The organism is Paraburkholderia sp. JPY419 (genome assembly GCF_050435705.1).
Classification (GTDB): Bacteria; Pseudomonadota; Gammaproteobacteria; order Burkholderiales; family Burkholderiaceae; genus Paraburkholderia; species Paraburkholderia youngii.
This window is the reverse complement of sequence record NZ_JBNDKV010000003.1, coordinates 490,137-515,092: the sequence shown is the minus strand read 5'-3', so window position 1 is coordinate 515,092 and position 24,956 is coordinate 490,137. Positions and strand designations below refer to the sequence as shown.

Annotated in this window: 17 protein-coding genes and 7 pseudogenes; 11 read left to right on the top strand and 13 right to left on the bottom strand. The window is 58.5% G+C overall.

What is annotated here, in order from left to right; translation table 11 throughout:
* Positions 1-45: 45 nt before the first annotated feature.
* A complete protein-coding gene (locus QFZ91_RS25860; protein WP_429522659.1) occupies positions 46-1,152 on the top strand; it encodes an IS5 family transposase in 1,107 nt (368 codons plus the stop codon).
* A 425-nt stretch (positions 1,153-1,577) separates the two neighbouring features.
* Here QFZ91_RS25860 and QFZ91_RS25855 read toward each other — a convergent pair.
* A pseudogene (locus QFZ91_RS25855) lies at positions 1,578-1,820 on the bottom strand (IS5/IS1182 family transposase); the annotation flags it as partial.
* A gap of 255 nt (positions 1,821-2,075) precedes the next feature.
* Between QFZ91_RS25855 and QFZ91_RS25850 the strand changes: the two are divergent.
* The 7 genes and pseudogenes from QFZ91_RS25850 to QFZ91_RS25820 form a co-directional block, all read left to right on the top strand.
* A complete protein-coding gene (locus QFZ91_RS25850; RefSeq protein WP_429524380.1) occupies positions 2,076-2,324 on the top strand; it encodes a hypothetical protein in 249 nt (82 codons plus the stop codon).
* On the top strand, positions 2,213-3,118 hold the full coding sequence (locus tag QFZ91_RS25845) for an IS110 family transposase (RefSeq protein ID WP_429568887.1): 906 nt from the start codon (positions 2,213-2,215) through the stop codon (positions 3,116-3,118). The genes QFZ91_RS25850 and QFZ91_RS25845 overlap by 112 nt, the downstream gene beginning before the upstream one ends.
* A 476-nt stretch (positions 3,119-3,594) precedes the next feature.
* Entirely contained in the window at positions 3,595-4,311 is a 717-nt protein-coding gene (locus QFZ91_RS25840; protein WP_429569138.1) for an IS6 family transposase, read from the top strand.
* Between the two features lie 742 nt (positions 4,312-5,053).
* A pseudogene (locus QFZ91_RS25835) lies at positions 5,054-5,230 on the top strand (IS6 family transposase); the annotation flags it as partial.
* Between the two features lie 632 nt (positions 5,231-5,862).
* A pseudogene (locus tag QFZ91_RS25830) lies at positions 5,863-6,066 on the top strand (hypothetical protein); the annotation flags it as partial.
* A 21-nt stretch (positions 6,067-6,087) separates the two neighbouring features.
* A pseudogene (locus QFZ91_RS25825) lies at positions 6,088-7,105 on the top strand (IS110 family transposase).
* A gap of 449 nt (positions 7,106-7,554) precedes the next feature.
* A pseudogene (locus QFZ91_RS25820) lies at positions 7,555-8,403 on the top strand (reverse transcriptase domain-containing protein); the annotation flags it as partial.
* Between the two features lie 143 nt (positions 8,404-8,546).
* On the opposite strand, the gene QFZ91_RS25815 reads toward QFZ91_RS25820, so the two are convergent.
* The gene (locus QFZ91_RS25815) at positions 8,547-8,933 is read right to left on the bottom strand and encodes a transposase (protein ID WP_429569165.1); all 387 of its coding nucleotides are present in this window, start codon (positions 8,931-8,933) and stop codon (positions 8,547-8,549) included.
* A gap of 138 nt (positions 8,934-9,071) precedes the next feature.
* Between QFZ91_RS25815 and QFZ91_RS25810 the strand changes: the two genes are divergently transcribed.
* Positions 9,072-9,650: a hypothetical protein gene (locus tag QFZ91_RS25810; protein ID WP_429568886.1), complete on the top strand. Its 579-nt coding sequence runs from the start codon at positions 9,072-9,074 to the stop codon at positions 9,648-9,650.
* 192 nt (positions 9,651-9,842) lie between these two features.
* On the top strand, positions 9,843-10,766 hold the full coding sequence (locus QFZ91_RS25805; RefSeq protein ID WP_429568885.1) for a hypothetical protein: 924 nt from the start codon (positions 9,843-9,845) through the stop codon (positions 10,764-10,766).
* Positions 10,767-11,242: 476 nt separating this feature from the next.
* Here QFZ91_RS25805 and QFZ91_RS25800 read toward each other — a convergent pair whose 3' ends face one another.
* Positions 11,243-11,962, bottom strand: a complete 720-nt coding sequence (locus QFZ91_RS25800; RefSeq protein ID WP_429568884.1) for an IS6 family transposase — start codon at positions 11,960-11,962, stop codon at positions 11,243-11,245.
* 234 nt (positions 11,963-12,196) lie between these two features.
* Between QFZ91_RS25800 and QFZ91_RS25795 the strand changes: the two genes are divergently transcribed.
* Positions 12,197-13,519 (top strand): IS5 family transposase, encoded by a 1,323-nt coding sequence (locus tag QFZ91_RS25795; RefSeq protein ID WP_429522490.1) that lies wholly within the window; start codon positions 12,197-12,199, stop codon positions 13,517-13,519.
* A gap of 36 nt (positions 13,520-13,555) precedes the next feature.
* Here the strand turns inward: QFZ91_RS25795 and QFZ91_RS25790 are convergent.
* The 10 genes and pseudogenes from QFZ91_RS25790 to QFZ91_RS25745 form a co-directional block, all read right to left on the bottom strand.
* Positions 13,556-14,185, bottom strand: a pseudogene (locus tag QFZ91_RS25790) (IS5 family transposase); the annotation flags it as partial.
* 463 nt (positions 14,186-14,648) lie between these two features.
* On the bottom strand, positions 14,649-15,821 hold the full coding sequence (locus QFZ91_RS25785; protein WP_429568883.1) for an IS110 family transposase: 1,173 nt from the start codon (positions 15,819-15,821) through the stop codon (positions 14,649-14,651).
* 167 nt (positions 15,822-15,988) lie between these two features.
* Positions 15,989-17,071 carry an amino acid--[acyl-carrier-protein] ligase gene (locus QFZ91_RS25780; protein WP_429568882.1) on the bottom strand — a complete coding sequence of 361 codons (1,083 nt, stop codon included), beginning with the start codon at positions 17,069-17,071 and terminating at the stop codon, positions 15,989-15,991.
* Between the two features lies 1 nt (position 17,072).
* A complete protein-coding gene (locus QFZ91_RS25775) occupies positions 17,073-18,263 on the bottom strand; it encodes an acyl-CoA dehydrogenase family protein (RefSeq protein ID WP_429568881.1) in 1,191 nt (396 codons plus the stop codon).
* Positions 18,260-18,511, bottom strand: coding sequence for an acyl carrier protein (locus tag QFZ91_RS25770; RefSeq protein ID WP_429568880.1), 252 nt, complete (start codon positions 18,509-18,511; stop codon positions 18,260-18,262). The genes QFZ91_RS25775 and QFZ91_RS25770 overlap by 4 nt, the downstream gene beginning before the upstream one ends.
* Positions 18,512-18,563: 52 nt before the next feature.
* Positions 18,564-20,393, bottom strand: coding sequence for an alpha/beta hydrolase family protein (locus tag QFZ91_RS25765; RefSeq protein ID WP_429568879.1), 1,830 nt, complete (start codon positions 20,391-20,393; stop codon positions 18,564-18,566).
* Between the two features lie 635 nt (positions 20,394-21,028).
* Positions 21,029-21,238, bottom strand: a complete 210-nt coding sequence (locus QFZ91_RS25760) for a hypothetical protein (RefSeq protein WP_429523925.1) — start codon at positions 21,236-21,238, stop codon at positions 21,029-21,031.
* A 371-nt stretch (positions 21,239-21,609) separates the two neighbouring features.
* Positions 21,610-22,422 (bottom strand): IS5 family transposase, encoded by an 813-nt coding sequence (locus tag QFZ91_RS25755; protein WP_429568878.1) that lies wholly within the window; start codon positions 22,420-22,422, stop codon positions 21,610-21,612.
* Between the two features lie 483 nt (positions 22,423-22,905).
* Positions 22,906-24,039 carry an IS110 family transposase gene (locus QFZ91_RS25750; RefSeq protein WP_429568801.1) on the bottom strand — a complete coding sequence of 378 codons (1,134 nt, stop codon included), beginning with the start codon at positions 24,037-24,039 and terminating at the stop codon, positions 22,906-22,908.
* A gap of 190 nt (positions 24,040-24,229) precedes the next feature.
* Positions 24,230-24,747 (bottom strand): annotated as a pseudogene (locus tag QFZ91_RS25745) (IS6 family transposase); the annotation flags it as partial.
* Positions 24,748-24,956: the final 209 nt, after the last annotated feature.

Genomic DNA, 24,956 nt, shown 5'->3' with positions numbered 1-24,956 from the left:
CGGGCGTTATGGATATCGTGTTCATGATCTTTGGCAGCGGATGCGATGCGCGGAATGGATGAGATGCAGGAACCCCTGTTCACGACGGTCAAGCTCGAGGACTTCGTCCCGGCAGATCACCCGTTGCGACCGATCCGGTTGCTGGTGAATGACGCGTTGAAACGGCTCAACGGGCTGTTCAGCGTCATCTACGCGGACACCGGCCGTGCCTCGATTGCGCCTGAGAAGCTGATGCGGGCGCTGCTGTTGCAGGTGTTCTACTCGGTGCGCAGCGAGCGCATGCTGATGGAGCAGATGCGCTACAACCTGCTGTTCCGCTGGTTTGTCGGGCTGGCGATTGAGGACGCGGTGTGGGACCACTCGGTGTTCTCGAAGAACCGCGACCGGCTTCTGGAGCATGAAGTCGTGGAAGCGTTCTTCACCGAAGTCATGAGCCTGGCGGACAAGCGGGGCTTGCTGTCGAGAGAGCATTTCTCGGTGGACGGCACGCTGATTCAGGCGTGGGCCAGTCACAAGAGCTTCCGCCGCAAGGACGGCCCGGACGATGGTCCGCCAGCCGGCGGTGGCCGCAACGCCGACACTGACTGGAAAGGCGAGCGACGTAGCAATGCCACGCACGAGTCGACTACTGATCCGGAGGCGCGATTGTTCAAGAAGAGCCACAAGAGCCCGGCCATCCTGTGCTACCACGGGCACATCCTGATGGAGAATCGCTCGGGGCTGGTGGTCGGCGCCGTGGTGAGTCACGCAGATGGTTTCGCCGAGCGGGCCAGCGCATTGCAATTGCTCGATTGCGTGCCAGGCGCTCATGCGAAGACAGTTGGTGCCGACAAGGCGTATGACACCCGCGACTTCGTGAACGATTGCCGCGCTCGCAACGTGACACCGCATGTCGCGCGCAACGATGAGCGTTGGGGCGGCAGCGCAATCGATGGTCGCACTTCGCGGCATACAGGCTACCGGATTAGCCAGATCATCCGCAAACGAATCGAAGAGCATTTCGGCTGGGGTAAAACGGTCGGTCGGATCCGGCAGACGGTCTATCGCGGTATCAAGCGCGTCGACCAGCACTTCAAGCTGACGATGGTTGCGAGCAATCTGACCCGCATGGCCCGAATGCCAGGGGTGGTGCCGCAAGGAGCGGCGCGATGAGCCGTCACGGCGTGAAGACTGCGCGCCAGCGGGGCTGCATGCGTGCGCATGCCCCGCGCGGATCGCGCGGCAAACCGGTAATTCAGCGGGAAATTGCACGCGCAAGTCTCCTGAACGTAGCTTCGGTCGTCATGACGGGGCGCTTTTCAACAGCCTGCTAGGGAAGGTCCTTCCAACTAGTTTTCAGAGCGCTGAACTTTTGTCACTTGCGGCATATCAGTCGTAAGAGTTTGTTGGCGGGGTGGTCGCCCGGCTTTCGAAGCATGACGACCTCCGTTTGCCGAGACCGACGGGCTTTTCACGTTTCGCGTAAAGCCTTGCGCGCCATCCAACGGTTGGCCAGTGCAAACAGTGTCGTGATCTGCGCGGTGCTCTTCATCAACCCTCGATACCGGGCCTTCGTCTATCCAAACTGCTGCTGGTTCCTTCTTCGTCTGGTGCGTGTCCGGGCCCCGTGTATCAGAGCCGTTCTTTGTCGAACTGGGTGCCGAAATCAAGATCGCATCGACCGCCGACCCTGCCTTCAGCATCAAGTCTGGCTCACTCAGGATCTCATTGACCAGCGTGAGCATCTACGCGGGCAAGCCGTGTGTTGCAAGGAGGTGACGGAACCGGAGAATCGCACTCTTGCCAGCCAAACGCGCCATACCCTTATCTAATCCCGAAAACCCACTGTGCGCACACAAGCAAGATCGAGGCAGCAGATTCTATGGATTGCGACCATCATGCCACCGATCGCCCATCACATTGATATAAAATGTTTTTTTGATGTCCGCGTGATTCTCTAATGCCACCCAGTTTTTGAGGTTTTGAACCGGACCGGATTTGGTGGGCTCTGATGTGATGGACGACTCCCGCTACCCAGCGAGGGGTTTATGCCAAAGTGGAGAAGTCGTGACTTCCACGGCAAAGGAACGTTCATCATGAACATAGCGAAGGTTGGATTGGACCTTGCCAAGAACGTGCTGCAGGTTCACGCAGTGGATTCTCAAGGGCACATTGTTGTGCGCAAACAGCTCAGACGCACGGATGTACTCCGGTATTTCGCAACGCTTGAACCGTGCGTGATTGGCATGGAAGCGTGTGGCTCGTCGCACTACTGGGGCCACGAGCTCGCGAAGCTAGGACACACCGTTCGACTGGTCGCACCGCAGTTCGTCGGCCTTACGTAAAGAGCAACAAGACCGATGCTGCTGACGCGGAAGCCATCTGCGAGGCGATACAACGACCAAACATGCGCTTTGTACCGGTTAAGACACAGGCGCAACAGACCATACTGTCGCTGCATCGCGCACGCGCTGGGCTGGTCAAGTCGCGCACAGCGCTGGCCAACCAGATCCGGGGGCTTCTAGGGGAGTTTGGTATCGTGCTGCCACAGGGTATCCGGCTGCTCGGGCAACGGGCCATGGAGGCCCTTTCCAGCCGCGATCGTGAATATTGCGAGCCGTACCGGACGTTAATCCAGATGCTCGTTGAGCACCTGCGGGAGCTCGGCAACAAGGTGGCCGAACTGGAAGGTCGGATCCGCGCAATCCATCGGACCGATGCACCCGGCCAACTTCTCGAAACAATACCCGGAATTGGGGCGCTCACCGCATCGGCCCTGGCGGCGTCGATCGGCGACGCCCGAGCCTTTCGCAACGGCCGCGAACTTGCTGCCTGGCTGGGTCTGGTGCCGCGCCAGCATTCCTCGGGCGGCACGCCGCGTCTGCTGGGCATCAGCAAGCGCGGCGATACGGCATTACGAACACTTCTGATTCGCGGCGCCCGTGCAGTTATCCGCATGGCCGCCGCGAAGACCGAGATGACTGATTCATGGCTAATGAAGCTGTGTCGACGCCGGCACAAAAACATCGCTGCCGTGGCGCTCGCGGCAAAGAATGCACGCATAGCGTGGGCCATGCTGATACAAGGCCAAACCTGTCAGGCCAACCATGTTCCCGTGCGATCCAGCGGGACGGATTGACAGATACAACCTTTAACATCACACCAACGTTCACTTTCCACGGGTTGCCTGAGCAGACTTCAATTCGATGACAGAACGGTCGGACCGTGGGGGGCAAACCCGCTTTGCACCAAGGGCGATCAAGCCCGTGGCTCTGATGGGGTACCTACTCGCGGATATTCATCGTGGGCCTGCAGCGAGCTGCTGCGAACCGAGCCCGGATACATGGCTGCAACCTCGACCTGATGCCAGAGAACCCGGACTGCTTGACAACAGGGAGTCGTCCATACATGGTGCAAATAGCGCGGAGGTGATCTGATCGACATGATGACGGAACGGGGTCTCGGCCACATGAACGAAATCGCGATATGGATCAAACCAAAACAGAAAGTTTCACCTTGGCAATGTCGCGCCGCACGGTCCTGCACAGTTTCGGCGGTTTTGTCGCATTAGCGCGGTCAAGTAAAATCCGTCGACCACAACGTATGACCAGCATGATGGCAAAGACGAAGACGCCGAGCAAGACGTTGCCCGCCGGCATTGGCAAGGTATTGAAGCGGCTGCACTACCCGCCGGATGTGATCCTGCTGTGCGTCCGGTGGTACGTGGCGTACTCATTGAGCCTCCGTAACCTCGAAGAAATGATGGCCGAGCGGGGTACCGAGGTGGACCATTCGAGCGTGCACCGGTGGGTGATCAAACTGTTGCCGGTGTTTGAAAAAGCATTGCGCAAACACAAACGGCCTGTGGGCAGGAGCTGGCGCGTCGATGAGACCTACGTCAAGGTCAAAGGCCAATGGAAATATCTATATCGCGCGGTCGACAAGCAGGGCAGCACGGTTGATTTCCTGCTGCGCGCCCGTCGTGACAAGCCTGCAGCGCGCTGTTACTTTGAAAAGGCCATTGACTGGAACGGCGAGCCCGAGACGATTACCGTGGATAAGAGCGGCGCGAATCTGGCCGCGCTTGAAGGCATCAACGCAGACCGCGAAACACCGATCAGGACCCGGCAGAACAAATACCTGAACAACATTGTCGAGCAGGACCATCGACCGATCAAACGTATAATCAAACCGATGATGGGCTTCAAGGATTTTCGGTGTGCGCGCATCATTCTCTCTGGTATTGAGGTGATGCATATGATTCGCAAGGGGCAGATGAAAGTCGACGATGACCGAACGGTAGCAGCACAATTCTACTTGCTGGTGACATAAGCAATCCTACGCATATGCGAGCATGCTCTGCCTGTCATCCTTATCGCGACAGAACCGTTAAAAACCTTAGAAACTGGGCGATATTAGAAACTCGTTTGGATATCGAAAAAACAATTTATATCCATTCGATTCGCGATTGGTGGTATGTTCGTAACAAATTTCATGCGGCCCGTAGTGTTTGATTTTTGGCTGTGCGCGCACAAGGTCTTTCTTGACCGGTAGTTTGGCTGGGGTGAGGCGGCAGGGATGCATCTGCGGGCGGCAATCGTGATCTGAAGCGGCGCGCTCAGCTTATTCTCGCAGATGGCGTGGACTTGACGTGCATGCGAACGCTTGCCTCTTTGGCGGGTATGGGGGAAATCGCGACATCAGCAACAAGGGGGGTCTATGTTCGTGAGTCGCCGGGAACTCGTCAACACACTAGCCTTTCGATAGTGTTCGCGAACCCGCATTTCAGTGGTCGGCATTGACTTCGATGCTTATCGTGACTGGTGTCGTCGTAACGGCGGCGCGCTTGGCCAGATGCCCCCCCGGTCTTGGCTGGGAGATTGAGATGTCGCATTGTATTCCTTTGGCGCGCCCGGATCATGGGGCGAATAAGCGCTCAACCTTATCAAAAGTGTCTAGTGTTATTGTCGGTAGTGGTACGCTAGCCATTAAGTGTGCTCAGCTAGCCAAAGAAAAGGGGCATGTGATCCGCGGGCTCTGTCAGGTTGACGCAGGAGCGGGGTAGAATAAAGCGATGAAGAAAAGAAAGTCGCTTTATCACGGTCACCGCTTCCCTGCCATCGTCATCAGCTGCGCGGTTCGCTGGTATTTCCTGTTCAGCCTAAGCCTGCGCGATATCGAGGAGTTGTTGCTCGAGCGTGGTGTCGTCGTCACGTACGAAACAATCCGTTGCTGGTGCGACAAGTTCGGAGCTCGCTCACGTGAAGCACGTTTTCGTCAAGGCGGTTGCGCGTGTGAATAACCGCGCCGAGAATAGCCACCAGCCGACCCGCAGACGCGAACGCCAGATGCTCGGCTTTCGCGACGCGCGTCGCACTCAGGCGTTTCTCTCACGGTTCGGCCCGATCCGGCAGCACTTTGCTTTACCCAGACATCGAATGAAAGCGGCAAGTCACCGTGCCGCACTCCAGGAACGCTTCGCCACATGGTATGGTTGGACTGGAACTGCCTAAATCGGTAAGGCTATTTTAATAAGGATAACTACCGGTGCCGTTACCGGTACGCGTACAGTCTACGTTCGTTAACTTGACAAAGCTAGGAACTGGGACTGTTTAATGGTTACCGGGTTCGTCGTACCGCTGCGCCGAAAGCGCGCCCAGCATGATAGGTCCCATAAACCTTGACATGAAGCAGACAGGAAAGCCGTGTGCGGGAAAACCGCATGCACGGTTTGACGTGGCGGGAGTTGGAAACGTGACTATGGCAGCCGAACTGAGGACCACCGCGAAAGCGGTGGAGAGACCACCGGAGCCTACCGTGTGCGCGCCAGTTCTCGAGCCTACCTTCGGGGGCCTCGTTTCCGAGAGGAAACGAGGCTACCCTCTCGAACAGGATCATCGGGCGATCAAGCGCCGAACTCGACCGATGCTTGGGTTCAAAAGGTTTCGTTGTGCCCGCATCCTGTTGGGCGGCATCGAAGTCAATGAAATGAACGCCTCCCGCCCGCGAGCGGTGGGGATGATGAAGGCGGACCATTCAGGCCTGATGACATCAGAGTCCCCGGATGGAAGAGTATGTAGGTTTTGACAGGCAACCGGAGCATCCGACATGAAGCTTACGCCAGTAGGGATCGATATCGCCAAAAGCGTGTTTCAGGTGCACTACGTTGATGAGGAGACCGGCGAGATCGTGAACAAGCCGATCAAACGGGCGAAGTTTCTTGAGCACTTCGCGAACCGTACACCGTGCCTGATTGGGATGGAGGCGTGTGGCGGTTCGCAACACTGGGCACGGCAACTCACGAAGCTGGGACACATGGTGAAACTGATGCCGGCCGAATTCGTCAAGGCGTTCAACATCCGCAACAAGAGCGATGCAGCGGACGCTCGGGCGATCTGGCTGGCCGTGCAGCAACTAGGCAAGGCGGTGGCAGTGAAAACCGAACCGCAGCAGGCGGTGCTGGCGCTGCACCGGATGTGCCAACAACTGGTGAAGTTCCGTACGATGCAGATCAACAGCTTGCGCGGACTGTTGACGGAATATGGCGAAGTGATGGGCAAAGGTCGGGCAGCGCTGGAAGGCGATACCTGCGGTACTGGCCAGAATCTTGGATCATCTGCCGGCAGTGCTGGTCGATACGTTGCGCGAGCAGTGGAACGGTTTGACGAAGCTCGATGAGCAAATCCTCGTGATCGAGCGGCGGCTACGCCAGTGGATGTTAGAGGACAAGGCGGTCAAATCGATCATCGAAATTCCGGGCGTCGGTGTGCTGACTGCAACAGCTGCAGTGGCCACGATGGGAGATGTGAAGTCGTTCAGATCCGGACGCGAGTTTGCGGCCTGGATCGGTCTTGTGCCAAAGCAAACCGGTTCAGGAGGCAAGGTGACGATGCTCGGCATCAGCAGGCGCGGAGACACCTATCTGCGCACGCTCCTCATTCACGGCGCGCGCAGCGTGCTCAATCATGCCAAAGAGCCTGGCCCATGGGTCGAGGAGATCAGCAAGCGGCGGCCGCGAAACGTAGTAACTGTGGCGCTAGCCAACAAGATGGCGCGCACGATCGGGGCAGTCCTGGCCCACGACCGGCCTTACCAGAAGGGATACGTGAACGCGAAGCCAGCCTGAACGGTTAGCGGCACCTCGAGAATAGACGTCTACACAGCATGACACGATCGAAAGGTTGCGTTGGTACTCGCATGTGATGACACGACAGGTGGGACCTGAACTCGCTAAACCTGAATGTGCATAAGAGCTGCAAGCTCGTGAAGTCAATGAGGTGGGAGTCAGCGAATTTCATAGAGGCCCGCAGCGTCGGTATCGGCTGCAGTAAGGCCGCATATACAGCCGCAACCGATTCTGTATGTCAAAGCACACGAGATTCCTCCGCAAACGGGAGGCGTTCATAGTGTGCTACGAATGCAAGCGCAGCGGTTGCGTGAGCAATGCTTTGTTGAAGATGAGGGCGGGCCCCTCGAAGTCGGCTTGCAGGAGTTGGCTTCAAATCACCTCAAGCTGCGCGGGTAAAGAGTCCGCGTGGTGAGCGTTGAGGAAAAGGCAGAGAGAAATTCTGTCAGATGAGTGCTGGTGAGACGAACGCGAGTGAACCACTGATGACGTGTCGAAACCCCATGATGACGCCAAAACCGGGGGGTATGGATGCCCCGGGACAAGGACAGACGGAGCCTGTTGACGGGCTGTCTGGCGTCCGGCATGAAGGTGGCGTGACGCCAGCGCAGGCTTCAATGAGGAACGTAGGAACCTGTCGTCGCGATGCGAAGGGAGAAGCTCAAGCAGGCAGCCCCTGCAAGAGCCTGAGTACCGATGCGCGGCACAGGGGCGGAGTCGTCCGTAGTAGGGAGGAAGGCCCTGTAATGGGGCTGGACCGAAGGGGCGACGTTGCCCGGCAAGACGAGGCAGACAACCGGCAACGGGAGGATCTGTCTCGGCATGCCAAACCGTTTGATATTTCCAAGCGTGAAGTGTGGGAGGCCTACAAGAAGGTCAAGGCCAACCGGGGCGCTGCTGGAGTCGATCGGCAGACGATCGAGGAGTTCGATTCGAGGTTGGCTGACAACCTTTATAAACTCTGGAATCGACTGGCCTCGGGAAGTTATCAACCTCCACCGGTTAGACGTGTGGAGATTCCGAAGGCAGGTGGCGGTTTGCGACCGTTGGGGATACCGACCGTCGCGGACCGGGTGGCTCAGATGGTGGTCAAACAGCGTCTTGAGCCACAACTGGAACCGCGCTTCCATCCCGACTCTTACGGCTACCGGCCGGGCCGGTCGGCACATCAGGCAGTGGCCATGGCGCGCGTGCGTTGCTGGCAATACGACTGGGTGCTTGATCTCGACATCAAGGGGTTCTTCGATTCCATCGATCACGCCTTGCTGATGAAGGCGATACGGCATCACACGAAGTGCAGGGTGACGCTTCTGTACATTGAGCGGTGGCTTCGGGCTCCGGTCAGTCTGGCAGACGGCACTACGCAGCCGCGGGAATTCGAGCACCTGGCAAACCCGTTGCAATCCAAACGGCTTGCCTGCACTGACGGAGATCTCGCGGCTCATGTCGACGATCTCCGACCGGTCAAAGGGCGACGGGCCTGCAGCTCCCGGTCCCTGCGCAGGATCTCGTTTTCCATAGACAGCTCGCCCACGCGTCGCACGGCGTCATTGAGCCGCGCTTGCAGCGGATCGCTGCTCCGTGCCTTCAGGCCTGCCTCCATGCCGGCCAGTGCCAGCTCACGCCATTGCTCGAGTTCGGCGATCGTCACACCGACTTCACGGGATACGGCGTCAACGGGTTCGCCACGTAGCAACCGAACGACGACGCTACGTTTGCGGCCGGTCGACCAGCGCTTGATTTCGGCGGCGCCAGAGGCGCTTCCAGTCGCGCTACGCGCTCCTTCCAGCGCCTCTGGCGCAACCGCTTTCGTATCAGCTGTCTTCAACGTCAACCACTCCAGTTTGGATCACAGTTTTACCCCAAATCTGTGTCCAAAAAAACCGGAGGCGCCGCAGTCACAACAAGTCGCATTTACGCGGCTTGATCAGCGTAGCCTTAACCGAAACCAAGAGAGGAATCTTCCGTGGCATCAAAAAAGATATTAATTCTGCTCATAGCTGCTTGGCTGGACGTTTATAACGGCCCCGTCAGCGCGCAGACGCTTAACACCCAGTTCTTGGGTTGGATCGGCAAAAGCCAGCACGGCTACTCCTTGGACGGATCGGACTGGCACTATTGTTTCGGTGGCTCTGGAGGAAGCTGTGGAACCGTGGCGTTAACGACAGGCCATTCGTCATGCCACACCACCAGCTTTAACATCGATGCGCAGTGGGGAATGCCGATAAAAATCGGCGAAATGGCGATCGATGTCGGGATCAATAAGTCATGGACTGCATGCAATATTCGTAGCGAAACGGTCACTTGTGGCCCTAACCCGGGCTGGAAGGGCCGCGCAGTCATCAACTTCAGCGAACGATGGGGGAAAGTCCACGTGATCGGAGCGGATAACTACCTCACCTTGCAGTCAAGCTGCCCAGCGGGATGGCGTTCCGATTGGATGGGAGGGGAGAGTTGGCGTTGCACATACGTCGGTGGCGCATATGATCGTGAAGGATATTTGCCAGAGTGGCGTGGCAGTAGCTGCAACTATCAGCGCATTTAGTTACTCAGATCGCGATTCGCCTCGTTCATTGGCTTGAGACAGCGGAGTGTCTTTGGTATCGCCACGATACCGCCAAGAGCGAGGCGTGCACTGTGTCAGACGGCTGACGTTCCTTATCTACAAAGAAAGCTTATGTCCTTCAATATAAATTTATCTTCACGGCGTCGAGTCCATCTAGCCATCGTTGGATGCTTGCTGATGGTGGTGGCAGGGTACCTCTTATTTCTCGCCGCGCCCACGGTAAGTTCGGAGCAAGCGAAGCGCGCATACAAGCCCACAGACTTGAGGTCTTCCGAAGCCACCGGGACAAGCAGCAAAGAGGGAATTGCGTGGGCCGATGGCATTAATGCCGGCGGGAGTTTGGCCACCGATGACAAGCCCTCCGGAGCGGCATCCAATGATACACCTGTACAAATTGACGCGAGCCTTCGTGCGATCTTTCAGAAGATCGTGAATCGCGGCAACATGTCTCAGAATGAGCTGGATGAGTTTCGGGCTCGGCTGCAGATTGCTTTGGAAAATGCCCCCGAGGTCGCAAAGCTTGTGACTCAGTTCTATCACGACATGCCTGCCGAACAGGGCATGGAGCGAGACATTCTTCGATCCATCCTAGTTGATTCTGCAATTGGCAGAGACATAGTCTTGCAAGAAGCAAATGCCATTTGGGAGGGCAAAAACGAATCCAAATATGCCGAGATGTATGAGACTTACTTCAACATGCCAAGTCAAACGCCTCAAGAGGTCTTCAGTAAGGCGCTGAGCGATTTGAGGAGCGATGCCACGACCGATGAGAGGACCGCTGTCGCGCGACTGAATCTCATCGGCACTCTTGAGGAATCAGGCATTCCCGATGCCGCGAACTTAAGAAGTGAGGCCGTGCAGACATTGAACCAGATAGCGGACGGCCACGATAGTGAGTTGATACGTGCACTCGCTGTACAAAAACTCTTTCGGCTGAATTCCCCGGGGGAAGCTGCGAATATCGCTATCGGCCAGTTATCCAAAGGTGCCTATCCGGACTTGGTTCGTGAAACGCTGAATTCCGTCAGCAGCGGTGATGTCGAGCTTACGCCGAACTTGCGGACAGCTTTGACCATGGCTGTTAAACGTCCGTAGACGGCGTCTGTCAAACGAAGAAAAGTTGGTACGAAATTGCACAAATGTTGAGACTTCCCCGGTTCGACGACCGACTCCGACGAAGTGAGCCTTGCGTGGCGCCGGTTTCCCGTCGGCGCGAGTCAAGCAAGTTGTCGCCTCGGTCATGCGGCCAATGGCTCTATATCAGTCGAGTGCGTATGTGTTTTAACGATGCAGTCGCGCTCGGGATTCAGTGTTACTGCGCCGACAGGCGTCCAGTTCCGGGTGGCGCCGGACCAGCGCCGCGGATTTCGTTCGCGGGCCTGTAGATACGGCTTTGTCAAGTTAACGAACGTAGACTGTACGCGTACCGGTAACGGTACCGGTAGTTATCCTTATTAAAATAGCCTTACCGATTTAGGCAGTTCCAGTCCAACCATACCATGTGGCGAAGCGTTCCGGCTCCGGTGCAAATAGGTAGCGTGGTCTAAATAATCTTTATAGATTTGGATACCTTATCGATTGAACAGGACAGCGTTCCAAACCGCGGGCGCGGTGGTATCGCTGAGCCTGAGCGCGCAGAGGTCGAACTGCGCCTTGCGAATGCGATGCATCAACTCGATGCCTGAAATCGTGATCGCGGCACTTCTGAACCGTTTGAATCCAAGCATCACGTTCGTTCTTGAGTTGATGTGACGATCGTCCTGTTCGATCAGCTTATTGAGATACTTCGAAGAGCGCACCTTCGTGTCCTCGGGAAGCAGGCCGTCAATTTTCATCTCACGCACGGCCCGGTGCGACGCAGCATACCCATCCAGGGTGACCGTCTCCGGTGGCCGGCCTTGATGTTTGACCGCCTTGCCGAAAAAGGCTTTTGCCGCGGCCACATCGCGCTTGGACCTGAGCATGAAGTCTACCGTCTGGCCGTCCCGATTGACCGCCCGATATAGATAAACCCATTTGCCCCGGATCTTCAGGTACGTCTCGTCAACCCTCCACGACCGTCCCGCAGACGTGGCAAAATGATTCCAGCGCTTGACGAACTCGGGCGTATAGCGGCCCACCCAACGCAGAATCGTCGTGTGAGCCAGCGACAACCCTCGCTCAGCCATCATCTCGACGAGATCGCGCAGGCTGAGTTTGTAGCGCAGATACCAGCGCACACAAAGAATGATCACCTCACGGTCAAAATGACGGCCGGCGAATAGCCCGTCCAGACTCTTCAGCTTGTTCATCGCGGCTCCTCAAATCGGTCAGGGCGACACTCTAGCCGATCCTTGAGCGCTATTTGCACCACAACCCCGCTCGACCACCCAGCGACGCGGCAGGAGGACAAAGCCTTTTTTAGTCGAGCCTGATCAATTCGGAGAGCCTTGCGTGGCAGAGCTTTGAGGCCGAATTGGTGTTGTGAGATTTGCAGGATCCTGGCACATTAACGTGAGAATCCTGCATTTTTCGACGAGGTGCGAATGGGTCCGAAGACGCCTGTGACGGAGGGAGATTTTTTCCGCCAGCCGCTGCGCGAACAGATCAACCTGAAGCATCCGTTGATACGTTTGGCCGACCTGATCAACTGGGAGCGACTGGGCGCATCAATGAGCGAAAGCTTTGTATCGCGCAAGGGACGACCGGCGACATCGCCGAGGCTGATCGCCGGGTTGCTGTATTTGCAGCACGCGTTCGACCTGTCCGACGAAGAGGTCGTCTGGCAATGGGTAGAGAACCCGTACTGGCAGGTGTTCACCGGCGAGACCTACTTGCAGACCGAACCTCCGATCGACCCATCGAGCCTGACGCGTTGGCGCAAGCGAATGGGCGAAGCCGGCGTTGAAGAGTTGCTGGCCGAAACGATCGAAGCAGCAAAACGCGCTGGCGTGATCAAGGCTTCGAGCGTCAAGCGCGTGATTGTTGATACGACCGTCATGGAGAAGGCGATCGCCCACCCAACCGATTCGCGCCTGCTCGAACGGTGTCGCGAACATCTGGTGAAAGCCGCGGCACGGCACGGTCTGAAACTGAGGCAGAACTACAACCGCGAGGCGCCGCATCTGGCGCTGCAGATTGGCCGCTACGCTCACGCGAAACAGTACAAACGCATGAGGAAAGCGCTGCGCACGCTGCGCTCGCGCGTTGGACGGGTGATGCGCGATGTGGAGCGGCAGGTCAACCAGGTGGCCGACCTAGGCTGCGCTGAATTAACGGAACTGATCGCCCGCACGAGACGCATTCTGGCGCAGAAGCCGAAGGACAAGAACAAGCTTTATGCGCTGCATGCACCGGAAGTCGAGTGCCTGGCCAAGGGCAAGGCGCGCAAGCCGTACGAGTTCGGGGTGAAAGTTTCGATCGCGACGACCCACAAGGAAGGACTGGTGGTTGGCATGCGCTCGATGCCAGGCAATCCGTACGACGGGCACACCCTGGCTGAAGCGCTGGAGCAGGCGGCAATCCTGTGCGACGCCACGCCGGAGGTCGCCATCGTCGACCGTGGCTACAAGGGTGTCGCCGTCGATGGTGTGAAGATCTACCACCCGGGCTTGCGGCGGGGCATTACACGCGGACTACGCGCGATGATCAGACGGCGCAGCGCAATCGAGCCAGCAATCGGTCACATGAAGACAGACGGAAAACTCGATCGCAACTGGCTCAAGGGTGCGCTCGGCGACGCGATGCACGCGGTGATGTGCGGCGCAGGACACAATCTACGGATGATCCTCAGGAAGCTGCGGCTTCTTTGCGCCTTCATTCTGACCGCCTTGTTCAACCACCGACTTGCTCGGCTTCAATCCCCGTAACTACGGTGCTCGGCAAAACGAATTGTTCAGGACGGACTTTTTAGCCTCCGGCAGCTTGACAACCTGCAGTTCAATGCCTTCATCACGCGCGGCCTGCGCCGCATCCTCCCCTGTATAGCCTTGGTCAGCGAATGCCACCTTCACTGTCTGACCCGTTACCTGCTGAACCTGGCGGGCAAGCTCGGCAACCTGCGCTCGCTCCTGCTCGTTGGCCGGCGTAATGTGCACAGCCAGCAGCTTGCCCAGCGTATCGACCGCCATGTGTACCTTGCTGCCACGCTTGCGCTTATAGCCATCGTAGCCCGCACGCGGGCCGCTTTCGCACGTGGACTGCAACGTGCGTCCATCCAGGATAACCGCGCTGGGTTGCCCCCGGCGCTCCTGGGCGATACGCAGCACCGAACGCAAATCGCTAACCATCGCCTCGAAACAACCCGCGTTCAGCCACCGTTGTGTTTGCTGATAGACCCGTTCCCACGGCGGGAAGTTGGTCGGCAGCATACGCCACGAGGCACCGGCTCGCGCCATCCAGCGCAGCGCGTTGAACATTTCGCGAAGTTCGTATCGGCGTTGCGGTGCCTCTTCGTTCATCAAGGTCAAGTAAGGAGCGGCGAAGCTCCATTCTTCGTCCGTCACATCAGTCGGGTATGGCTTGCGTGGTGTCATCACACCAGGATACCAGGTCCAACTGAAAGTTCATAACACCCTCTTCTATGGGGAATCAGAAGTCAAGCCCCGCTCAAGTTAAATATTCTGTTATGCGAAGTAAATCTCCTTTCCCGTTGTCTACGGCCAGTTTGCGTGGTCGCCTGCTACGACCAGACGCAAACTGGCCGTAGACAACCTGTGAGTCTCAGGTTGTGACGCTGACGACCGACATCATTTGCAGCCTGGCATGTCGATGTCATTCAGGTCAGGGTGTCTGATGCCCGGCCAGTACCGGGTTCGACCTTCTATCCGTGCCAGCCTGGCAGGCCGGTCACCTCATGCCGCATGCGCGAAGCGCTGGCGCCACCCTGTTACCGACGCGCCCCATCTAAAAACACGGCTACCCGCGATGGGTAACCCGAGGGTGTTCCGGGCGCGTTGACCTTTACATGCTGTCGCTACATCCGATGTCATTAATCATTCAGGCCGTCACTGTGTTGACGTTTCCCGACTTGAGTATTGTGCCCTCGGGGATTTCGCCGTGCTCGAGAAAGCGCCACAGGGCGATCGCCAGTCGGCGTGCGAGCGGCACGATACCGATGCGCCGCAGCCGCTTGCCGGCACCGGCAAAGCGCTCGTTGAACCAGTGGCTGAGCTGACTGCCGGGCTGCAGGCGCAGCCAGCTCCACGCGAGTTCGACCATCAGCCAGCGGCATCGCCGGTTGCCCGCCTTGCTGATGCCGAGTTCAACGTCGCTCGTACCACTGGCGTATGGCGTCGGCGTCAGGCCCAGGCAACGGGCAACGGGCAACGGGCAACGGGCAAGTTCCCGGCGGTTGTGAAACTGTCGCCAGCCAAACAGTTCCCTGACCAGGGTCCATGCGCTGCCGGTACCGATGCCCGCGAGCTGCGCCAGCAACGCCATGCCGGGGTGCGCGCCACTGCGCACCTGCCGCTCCTGTTGCACTTCGAGCGAGCGGATCTGCTGGCGCACGAGCGCGAGGCGCTCACATTCACGGTCGATCTCGGCGCGCAGACCGGGCGCGAGCAGATCGCGCTGCCGGTTCCACCAGTGCGTCCAGATGCGGCCACCAACATACCTGACCCGAAGGTTATGCAATACAAGCAGGGAGCTGATCCGGTTGGTGTGCGCGGTACGTTCCTGTCGCAGGCGTTCGAGTTCGCGGTGCAACCGCCGGTCATCTTCCTGCTTGGTAGTTGGGATACGTGCCATCGCCCATACGCGCCGCTCGCCACTGTGATAGCGGATGAGCATGGACAGCAGCTTGTCGCTGTCGAGCCGGTCCGTCTTGGCACGACGCGCACGGCGGTTCACCTCGATGCTGGCCGAATCCACCACGAGATTGGCAATGCCCTGTCCAGTCAGCCAGCGGTGCAGCCAGAAGCCATCGCGGCCAGCTTCATAACAGCTGTAGACGGGTGCGTTGGCGCCGAGATGGCAACGCGCCCTCGCGTTGGCGATGGCGGTGAGAACTGCGGTGGTATCACCAGCGGCGACCGTACAGCGGCTGGGTGCGCGCTGGCCATCACCCAGTGAGAGCTTCCAGCTCTTCTCGCCCAGTTCAAAAGACATGTACAGACGGCCACCTGCCGTCGTATTCTGCCCACGGAGGGCTGTGTCAGACGCGTCCATTTGCGTGCTCCTTCGGAGAAAACGAGTGTGCAAATCCCGTTTTACTCCAGTCGGGCTTACTGCCGCTGCCCTCCCTCATAGCATCTAGTGTGTCCACTTTGGCGCCATCGGTCTAGACGGTGCTCGAGCAACGCTTACGGGTGAGTGCCTCTGCACCATCAATAAATTTATTGTTTTTCGTCGTTATTGACATCATTTTCGGGTGCGTCAGCAGGCTGTCGCCAGCACTCTAGTTCAGCGGCAATGCGCTCGCGACTATTGCCCCAAAGTAGTTCACGCACGTTGTCGGGCCATGCTTCGACGTCGCACCCGTGATGATGCAGCAGCGCAAGCGCGAGCCGCTCCATTCCGAATGCGATGCAGGCCGAGTGCGCGACGGCGCCATTCGCGCAACGCAGTTTCCATATCCGACCGAAGTGGTCCCTGTGATAGTTGAACGATAGGCAGGCGGTTTTGCGGTGCCGATCCGTTACCGGGATCAGCAGTTCGAATTTCAACTGCTGCGCGCGCTGACTGTCCGCGACGATCTTGCCGCCGCGGCCGAAAAATGGGTCGTTCGCGACGTCGAGTTCAGAGGGCAGGCGTAACATTCCTGTAAGTGCATGGCCGCGTTCGATCCATGTCGCACGAAAAGCCTGAACATCTTCTGGCGAGCCAATCCGCACGTACTCGCGCATTCTGAACATTTGCATGCGCGTCGGATCCAGGGAAGGCTCGTGACGGAAGCAGTACGACAGCACGTCAATTGTGAGCCCATTTTCTGGTAGCGGGCCGCGTCGCGCGATGACCGGGTAGACCGGATAGCACGCAGCGGGTGTGAGCACAGCGCGCGTTGGCTTTTGCTGGGCCAGCCAGGCGTCGCTTCGCTCGTCGCCGGGATCGGATACCACGTCGTCGAGCGCCCGCAGCAGGCGCCGGTGGTCGCGCTCGTCGCCGCAGAACGCGTGAATCGTGCCGGCGAGGTGCGGAAAGTTGTTCAGGTATTCGCTGTCTTCGAAGTCCTTGCGTGGCACCGCTGGCGGGAAGCGCAGAACTTCCGGATGCTGGTCCGCAGCCATGCACGATATCAGCCAGGTCAGGCGTTCGACGATGCCTTCGTAGATATGGTTGTGCCCATACAGGCCGTTTTCGCCGGTGTCGACGAGCAGGCCGGCTGCGATCAACCGGTCGCGCAACGGCCGTTGCGCATCGGATATGGGGGCATCACCGTGTGCATAGTTAGGGAGGGAAGATGTGACACGTACGCTCATTTCATGCCTCTTCTATTAATAGTGACGGGCGCTGCGCAAGTAGCAGACTAGCCGTGTTCTGGTCTATCCGGTCGTTGTTAATCATTAGGGGGGCAGAGTAAAGGTCGCGCAGATGCCGGCCGATGCTATAGCGGCCGCCATTCCGGTACCCGCTGATCCCGCAGATCATCATCGCCTCGTGCGCGACCTTCAGTGCGGCCGACGAGATGCTGGTTTTCAGGCTATTCATATCCGCCATGAAGCGGAGTTGAACGGTCAGCGGCAATTCTGTTGCGCATTTGCCGTACTCGGCCGCATGCACAGTCTGCGCTGCGGCAAATGCCGTACTCAAGCGTGCTTTCATCGTCTGCAACTGCTCGGTCGCACGAACAAGCCGCACTCTGGCAAGCAACATGCCATCCGGCAACGCGCGCGATTGAGCGCGACAGTACGCGTTTGCGCGCCGCAGCGCATCCGCCGCGATGCCGGTCCATACGGCTGCCCACAGCGCATGCGACACCGGCTGCATTGTACGGTTGGCGATGTCGCTGAACGGCGGGATCAGAATCTGCGCATCATCCACGTTCGCGACGAGACGAAATCCCGAGCTACAGGTACCTCGCATACCAAGCGCGTCCCAGTTGCCTTGCGGTTCTAGTGCGAGCTGGGTGCGCAACGCCACAATCAGCACCTGATCGGAGGGCGGCGCGTCATTCGCACGGCGCGCAGTAATGAGAATGGCGTCAGCGTAAGCGCCATACGAGATAGTGGGCGCGTCCTTCTCGATGCGGAACCGCTGGCCGTCACGCTGTACTGCGCACATGCTGGCGCGCAGACTTCCGCTGGTAGTTGCCTCGGAGGTCGCAGATCCGAGCAGCAACTGCTCACGGGCCATCCGCTCGACGAAAGCCAGCTGCCAAGGCTGTCCGCAGCAATGCGAGATCACGCACGCCGCCTGGGTCAAATGCATTGCGTAGATCATCGCAGTGGACGCGCAGCCTTGCGCGATGATTTCGCAGAGCGACGCGACGTCGGTCAGCGTTAGACCGGCGCCGCCGAAACTGGCCGGGACCAATGCGGGCAGGAGATGCTCTTTTCGCAGTGCGTCGATAGCTTCGGCCGGGAAGCGCGCATCGCGATCGACTGCGTACGCATGCTTGGCGGCTACCCGAGCGACCCGCAGTGCCGCCTCGTTCGCAAGCTGCGCGCTCATGACGTCACCTTTTGTTTCTGGAGTCGTAAGATCGCATCGGCCATCGAATTGATACTCGAGAAAAACTGTCGGCCGAGCATCTCATCCGGAATCGCGATTTCAAAGGTTTCCTCGATAGCCAGCATCAGATGGACGGTCGCTATGGATTCGAGTCCGGCGGCGTACAAGTCGGTTTCATCGTCAAGCGTGTCAGGCGATCCGCGCAAGTGAACCGATTCGCAAACAATGCGACGAAGAATTTCTTTCATTTGGATACCTTATTATGCGAAGAAAAGAGGCGGGCGAAACGCATGGAACGGGCTACGGCTCGACAGTCGGCGTGGGCGGCTTCTTCATTTGCGGCGGGTAGGGCGCGTCCGATGAGGTATCTGGCAGGCTGCAGAACCGTTCGAGCAACCACCGCTGCGCATCGCTCATGGCGGCCTCGCGCGCGGCGCGCATAAACAGCGAGTGATCGACTATTGGCAACATCGCGACCCGTACGTGCGGAAATCGCCTCAGGCCACGTAGATTCGCGCCGAACTGCAGCTTTAATTCGTCGATACCGTGATCGAACTCACCGTATAACAACCGCACTTCGGCACCTTTTTCGTGGAGAAGTTCGAGGAGTCGGCGAGCATTGTTCGGAGAGAACGACCAACCGATGATCGCGTCCATCAAATCGGCGACGCGACGCTCCAAACGGCGTGTCGCCCACGTCACGAGTCCACGTACCATGCCAGCGAGCGATGCCTTGTCGGTCCATACGCGCTTCCATTTGTCTGTGCTAAGCGCGGCTCGCCGCAGCGTCCGGTTCGACGCGATAGCGCTGCTGTTTCGCACCTGCTCCTCGTTTTGCCACACGAACTGCTGAAGATTCACGCCGAACGCGCCGACGATTTGCGGGTGTGCCGCGCACGCATGCAGACCAACGAAAGCACCGCTACAGATACCGAATGTAACGACTGCCGTGTAGCCCTGTCCGAGCAGCCAGTTCGCGCCGGCGATCACATCGGCGCATGCCTCTTGCGAATGGAGCGACTCGGCTGTAATAGTGCATTCTTCGGGGGCGCTGTCGCCGAGACCGGCCAGATCCATTCGCAGCGACGCGATGCCTATCGCGGCGAGACGGCGGGCGAATAGCACGAAGCAGCGGCCGTCGCCGATGTTGTGGTTTGCGGCCGTGTTTGGGAACAGCACCGCAGGGGCATTCTCGAGTGCGTCGCGCGGGCGGCAGTACACGCCGAAGCATGCGCCGACAGAAACCGGCTGCTCCATGAAATTGGGTCCGGCCAATGTGGGAGCGACCGGTATGGCGCGGGACGCGGACTGATTCAGTGTGCGCAGAGAAGCGGGCGAAGCATCGATATTGCCATCTCCGTCGACGTCGTCTGCGAGCCATGCCGATACTGTCGCGAATGCACGAGCCGGAAGCTTGCTGAAGCGTGCCTCGACGAGAAAGTGATCAAGTTCATCGAACGGCGCACGCTCGACGGCCGCGCCATATGCTTCATATCGCGCGCTCAATGCGTTCCCGCTGTTGCGGTCGTTCGCCTCAAGCAAGAGCACGCGTCGCGCGGGTGCTGTCGTGTCGTTGCGCAGATCGATCCCCCCGATCCTGTCGATGTCGTCGCCATGAAGCCCGAAGCCAAAGGCGCCGACCGTGTGCATGCTCTCTGGCGCCGTGCACATGCTCATATGGGCGCGCGCGCTGAGCCAGCGGTGATGATGCGCATGCAGTTCACGCAGATATTTTTTTCCGGACAGCACCGGGGCGAGCAGCACGAGTCCATCAATGCCCGACAACCGCTCCGCGGCAAGCGCGGCGAGCATCGCACCGAGCCTGAACCCGCATAGCGAGACGCGTTGTACGCCGGATACAGTGCGCAGGTATGCTAACGCATTGGCGATGCTGCCGATCCATGCGTCGACGCGGTCCGGATCCTCCTCAACATGTAGCGAATTGCCGGTTCCCGGATAATCGAAACGCAGCGTGGGCATTTTCTGCACAGCCAGTCGTTCGGCCAATTGCAACCATGCACGATGCGTGCATAGTTCGTCGTAGCCGAAAGCATTGCACAACACGACACCGTGCTGTCCTGGTGCGGGATGCAGCCACCCAGCACAGTCACCGAAGACGACAGCTTGCATAAGAGGCCAGTTCAAAAAAAACCATGTATGGGATGTTTAATTTCGGAGTGCGGTGTTAACTCGGCTTTCCGAAAGACGGAAACCGAGAAGATGCACGCACCGATCGCAACGAATCGCGGGCATTGATAGAGCCCGATACTGCGCAAGGCCTGCGCGTCGAAACAACGAACTTAGCGTCCAACTTTTCGTGTGCCAAACCTCTCAGCGCTCAAGGCGCTTCGCTTCGGTGTTATCCCCCAAGACGGGATGGAAACATCCACCCCACCGCACGGGATGGAGCTCAGGCGAGACCGCGTTTGAAGGAGCACATTCTCGTAGACGCCAACAAAGTGCTTGTCAATGTCATACGGACTTTGATCGCCATTTAAGAACCACTCACACGTCGACAGCTGCGACTGACGAACGACCACCGGCGTATGACCCATGCTCCGCTAGACGGCGAGGTAGATTAGAGTCGGTAGGTAAGCTAACGAATTTTCGGTCCGCAATAATTCGCGAAAAATAAAAAATAAAATATCGTATCTGAAAATGTTTTCGAATAGTCTCGGAAGAAAAATCGTGCCGCCGGAACCACAGAAAAAAACAGGTGGCGCTACCAATTGTCATTCTCTGTACGCGATTACCAAGCGTTGATCTCAGGAAGTTTCGCAGAAAATTTCAAAGAAATGCATCGGAAATGCTGACGACGATCGATTTGGGCGGATGGGCGGTGTAAACCGTCCTTCAGGTTGGATGATGCGGGTTAGCGCGCCCATTGTCATCAAGCGGATCACGGCTCCGATGGTAAAGGGTACTCCGAAAGCGATATTTGAGCGGACAGCGCCAGTTGCGTTCAGGCGGTTCATGCAAATTTGCGTTCATGGAATGGATAGTGGGTGGCTGTACTGTGCATTGCCGGACGCACTATGCGGCATTTCCGTGTCGACTACAAAATCGATTGTTTGGATAACACTGATCCACGTAACGGATGCAAGCGAGAAATATGCGCAATGATGGTTTTGCCAAATCGGCTTTCCGACATTAGCTTCAGCAATGTCACGTTGCTGACGGGGCCAGGGGGCATCCCGCGATGCAAAGTTCCAGATCGCTTTTATCACGGCCATCGCTTTCCCATGATCGTCATCAGTTGTGCCGTGCGCTGATGCTATCAGTTTCAGTGGAGGCTGCGCGACATCGACGAGCGGTTGTTCGGCCGCGGCGTTGTCGTTAGAGCGTGTTAGGAACTTTGAAGTACTGGCACGGCGTGGACAAGCATGAGCATTGCGAAGACGACGAAATGAAGCCCAGCGAGAGTTTCGGGAAGCCGTTCATAGTCACGTGCGAGACGCCGGAAACGGTTGAGCCAGCCAAAGCTGCGCTCGACCACCCACCGGCGGGGGAGCAGAACGAAACCCTTTTTCGTTTCTTCGAGTTTGATCACCTGAAGGTCAATGCCCTCGTCGAATGCAGCCTGCGCTGGCTCCTTGCCCGTGTATCCCTGATCGGCAAATGCCACCTTGACCGTTCGTCCCGTTACCTGCTGGACCTGCCGCGCAAGCTCCGCTACCTGTGCGCGCTCCTGTTCATTGGCGGGGGTCACGTGCACCGCCAGCAACTGTCCCAACGTGTCTACTGCAATATGTACCTTGCTACCGCGCTGCCGCTTATAACCGTCATAGCCCGCACGCGGGCCGCTCTCGCAGGTCGACTGTATCGTGCGGCCATCGAGGATGACCGCGCTGGGCTGTCCCCGACGGCCCTGTGCCACGCGTATCACCGAGCGCAGGTCGCTCACCATGCTCTCAAAGCAGCCAGCCTGCAGCCAGCGTTGAGTCTGCTGATACACCAGCTCCCACGGCGGGAAATCATTGGGCAGCATCCTCCACGGCGCGCCGGCACGAGCCATCCAGCGCAATGCATCAAACATGTCGCGCAGTTCGTATTTGCGCTGGGGCGCGTCAACGTCCATCAGCGTCAGATACGGCGCCGCGAAACTCCATTCCTCATCCGACACATCTGTCGGATACCCTTTGCGGTCGGTTCTTTTCATCCCGCCAGGATACCAGGTCTCAATCGAAGTTCCTAACACGCTCTTCTATGGGGAGCTGAAAGTCAAGCCCTGTTGAAGAGATAAAAATCTGTTATCCGAAGTAAACCTCTTCCTCGTCGTCCGGTCTCTACGGCCAGCCTGCGCGGTCACCATTGATGACCAGGCGCAGGCTGGCCGTAGAGACCATTCCGTAAAGCACGGGACCGACGCTTCTCACGTACACGTTACCGTAGCCTGGCGTGTCAATGTCATTCAGGTCAGGGTGTGTGTTGACCGGCCAATGCCGGGTCGACCTTCTATCCGTGCCGACCTGGCAGGCCGGTCACCTCATGGCGCATGCGCGAAGCGCTGGCACTACCCTGTTACCGACGCGCCCCATCTAGGGAAACGGCCACCCGCAGCGGGTAGCCCGAGCGTGTTTCGGGCGCGTTGACCTTTACATGCTGTCGCTACATCCGATGTCGTTAATGATTATTCAGCCCCTCACGGTGTTGGCTTGAGTATCGCACCAGCGGGAATCTCGCCGTGTTCGAGACAGCGCCACAGCGCTTTCGCCAGACGGCGTGCGAGCGCGACGATACCAATTCGCCGCAGCCGCTTGCCGGCGCCGGCAAAGCGCTGGTTGAACCAGTGGCTGAGCTGGCTGCCGGGCTGCAGGCGCAGCCAGCTCCAGGCGAGCTCTACCATCAGCCAGCGGCATCGCCGGTTGCCCGCCTTGCTGATACCGAGTTCGACCTCGCTGGTCCCGCTGGCGTATGGGGTGGGCGTGAGGCCCAGACAGCCGGCCACTTGGCGGCGGTTGCGAAACTGCCGCCAGCCGAACAGTTCCCTGACGAGGGTGCACGCGCTGCCCGCACCGATGCCCGCGAGCTGTGCGAGCAGCGCCATGCCGGGATGTGCGCCGCTACGCACCTGCCGGTCCTGCTGCACTTCGAGCTGGCGGATCTGCTGACGGACCAGCGCGAGCCGCTCATATTCGCGGTCAATCTCGGCGCGCAGACCGGGCGCGAGCAGCTCGCGTTGACGGGTCCACCAGTGTGTCCAGATACGACCGCCGACATACCTGATCCGAAGGTTGTGCAGTACCAGCAGGGAATGGATCCGGTTGGTGTGCGCGGTTTGCTCTTTCCGCAGGCGTTCGAGCTCGCGGTGCAGGCGCCGGTCGTCCTCCTGCTCGGGCGTGGGAATCTGTGCTACTGCCCACACCCGCCGCTCGCCCGCGTAATAGCGCATGAGCATCGACAGCAGCTTGTCGCTGTCAAGCCGGTCCGTCTTGGCGCGGCGCGCACGGCGGTTCACCTCGATACTGGCAGAATCCACCACGAGATTGACGATGCCCTGTTCGCTCAGCCAGCGGTGCAGCCAGAAGCCGTCGCGGCCGGCTTCATAACAGCTGTAGACGGGTGCGTCGGCGCCCAGATGGCAACGCGCTCTGGCGTTAGCGATCGCGGTTAGGACTACCGTGGTATCGCCTGCGGCGACCGTGTAACGGCTGGGCGCGCGCCGGCCATCACCAAGTGAGAGCTTCCAGCTCCTCTCGCCCAGTTCAAAAGCCATGTACAGGCGGCCACCTGCCGTCGTATTCTGCCCACCGAGGGCTGTGTCAGGCGCATCCATTTGCGTGCTCCTTCGAAGAAAACGAGTGTGCAACTCCGTTTTACTCCGGTGGGCTTACTGCCGCTGCCCTCCCACATAGCATCTAGTCACGAGACAATTCGACGCTGGGGCGAATCGAGTGCCAAGGCCTTGCGGGGTTCTGTCGCGATAAGGAAGACAGCCGAGCATGTTCCAACAAATATTGGATTGCTTATAGCATCAGCGAATAGAAGGAGCGGCTGCCGTTCGGTCATCGCCGTCGTTTTTCATTTTCCCCTTGCGAATCATATGCATCACCTCGATACCAGAGAGAATTACGCGTGCACACCGAAAATCCTTGAAGCACATCATCGATCTGATGATACGTTCGATCGGTCGATGGTTCTGCTCCACGACGTTGTTCCGGTGTTTGTTCTTCCGGCTTCTGATCGGGATTTCCCGTTCTGCGTTGATGGCTTCAAGTGCGGCCAGCTTCGCGCCGCTCTTATCTACGGTGAACGTCCCGGGGCTCGCCGTTCCGGTCAATGGCCGTCTGAAAGTAACGGCGCGCCGCAGCTTTGTCACGACGAGCGCGCAGAAGAAAATCAACTGTGTTGTTTTGCTTGTCGACGGCGCGATACAGACATTTCCATTGTCCTTTGACCTTGACGGAGGTTCGTCCATCCACCAGCTCCTGCCCACCGGTCGCTTGTGCTGACGAAGCGCCTTCTCAAAGAGCGGCACCCAGCGTCACCAAAGGCGGCGATCCTCGTGCGCTGCTGCACATGTCTCTCGTCACTGCCCCTCGCAGAGAAAAGGGCTTTCTTCGAGCCCTTCTGCCGGCTGCAGGGCATCGTGTCTCAGGAGGACACATGCATGGCGCTTCGTGAGGCACGATGAGCGGATTTTTGGGCATTGCCAAGTCGGTTGCGTGGATCCCTGCCGTTCTTCTAGCGTTG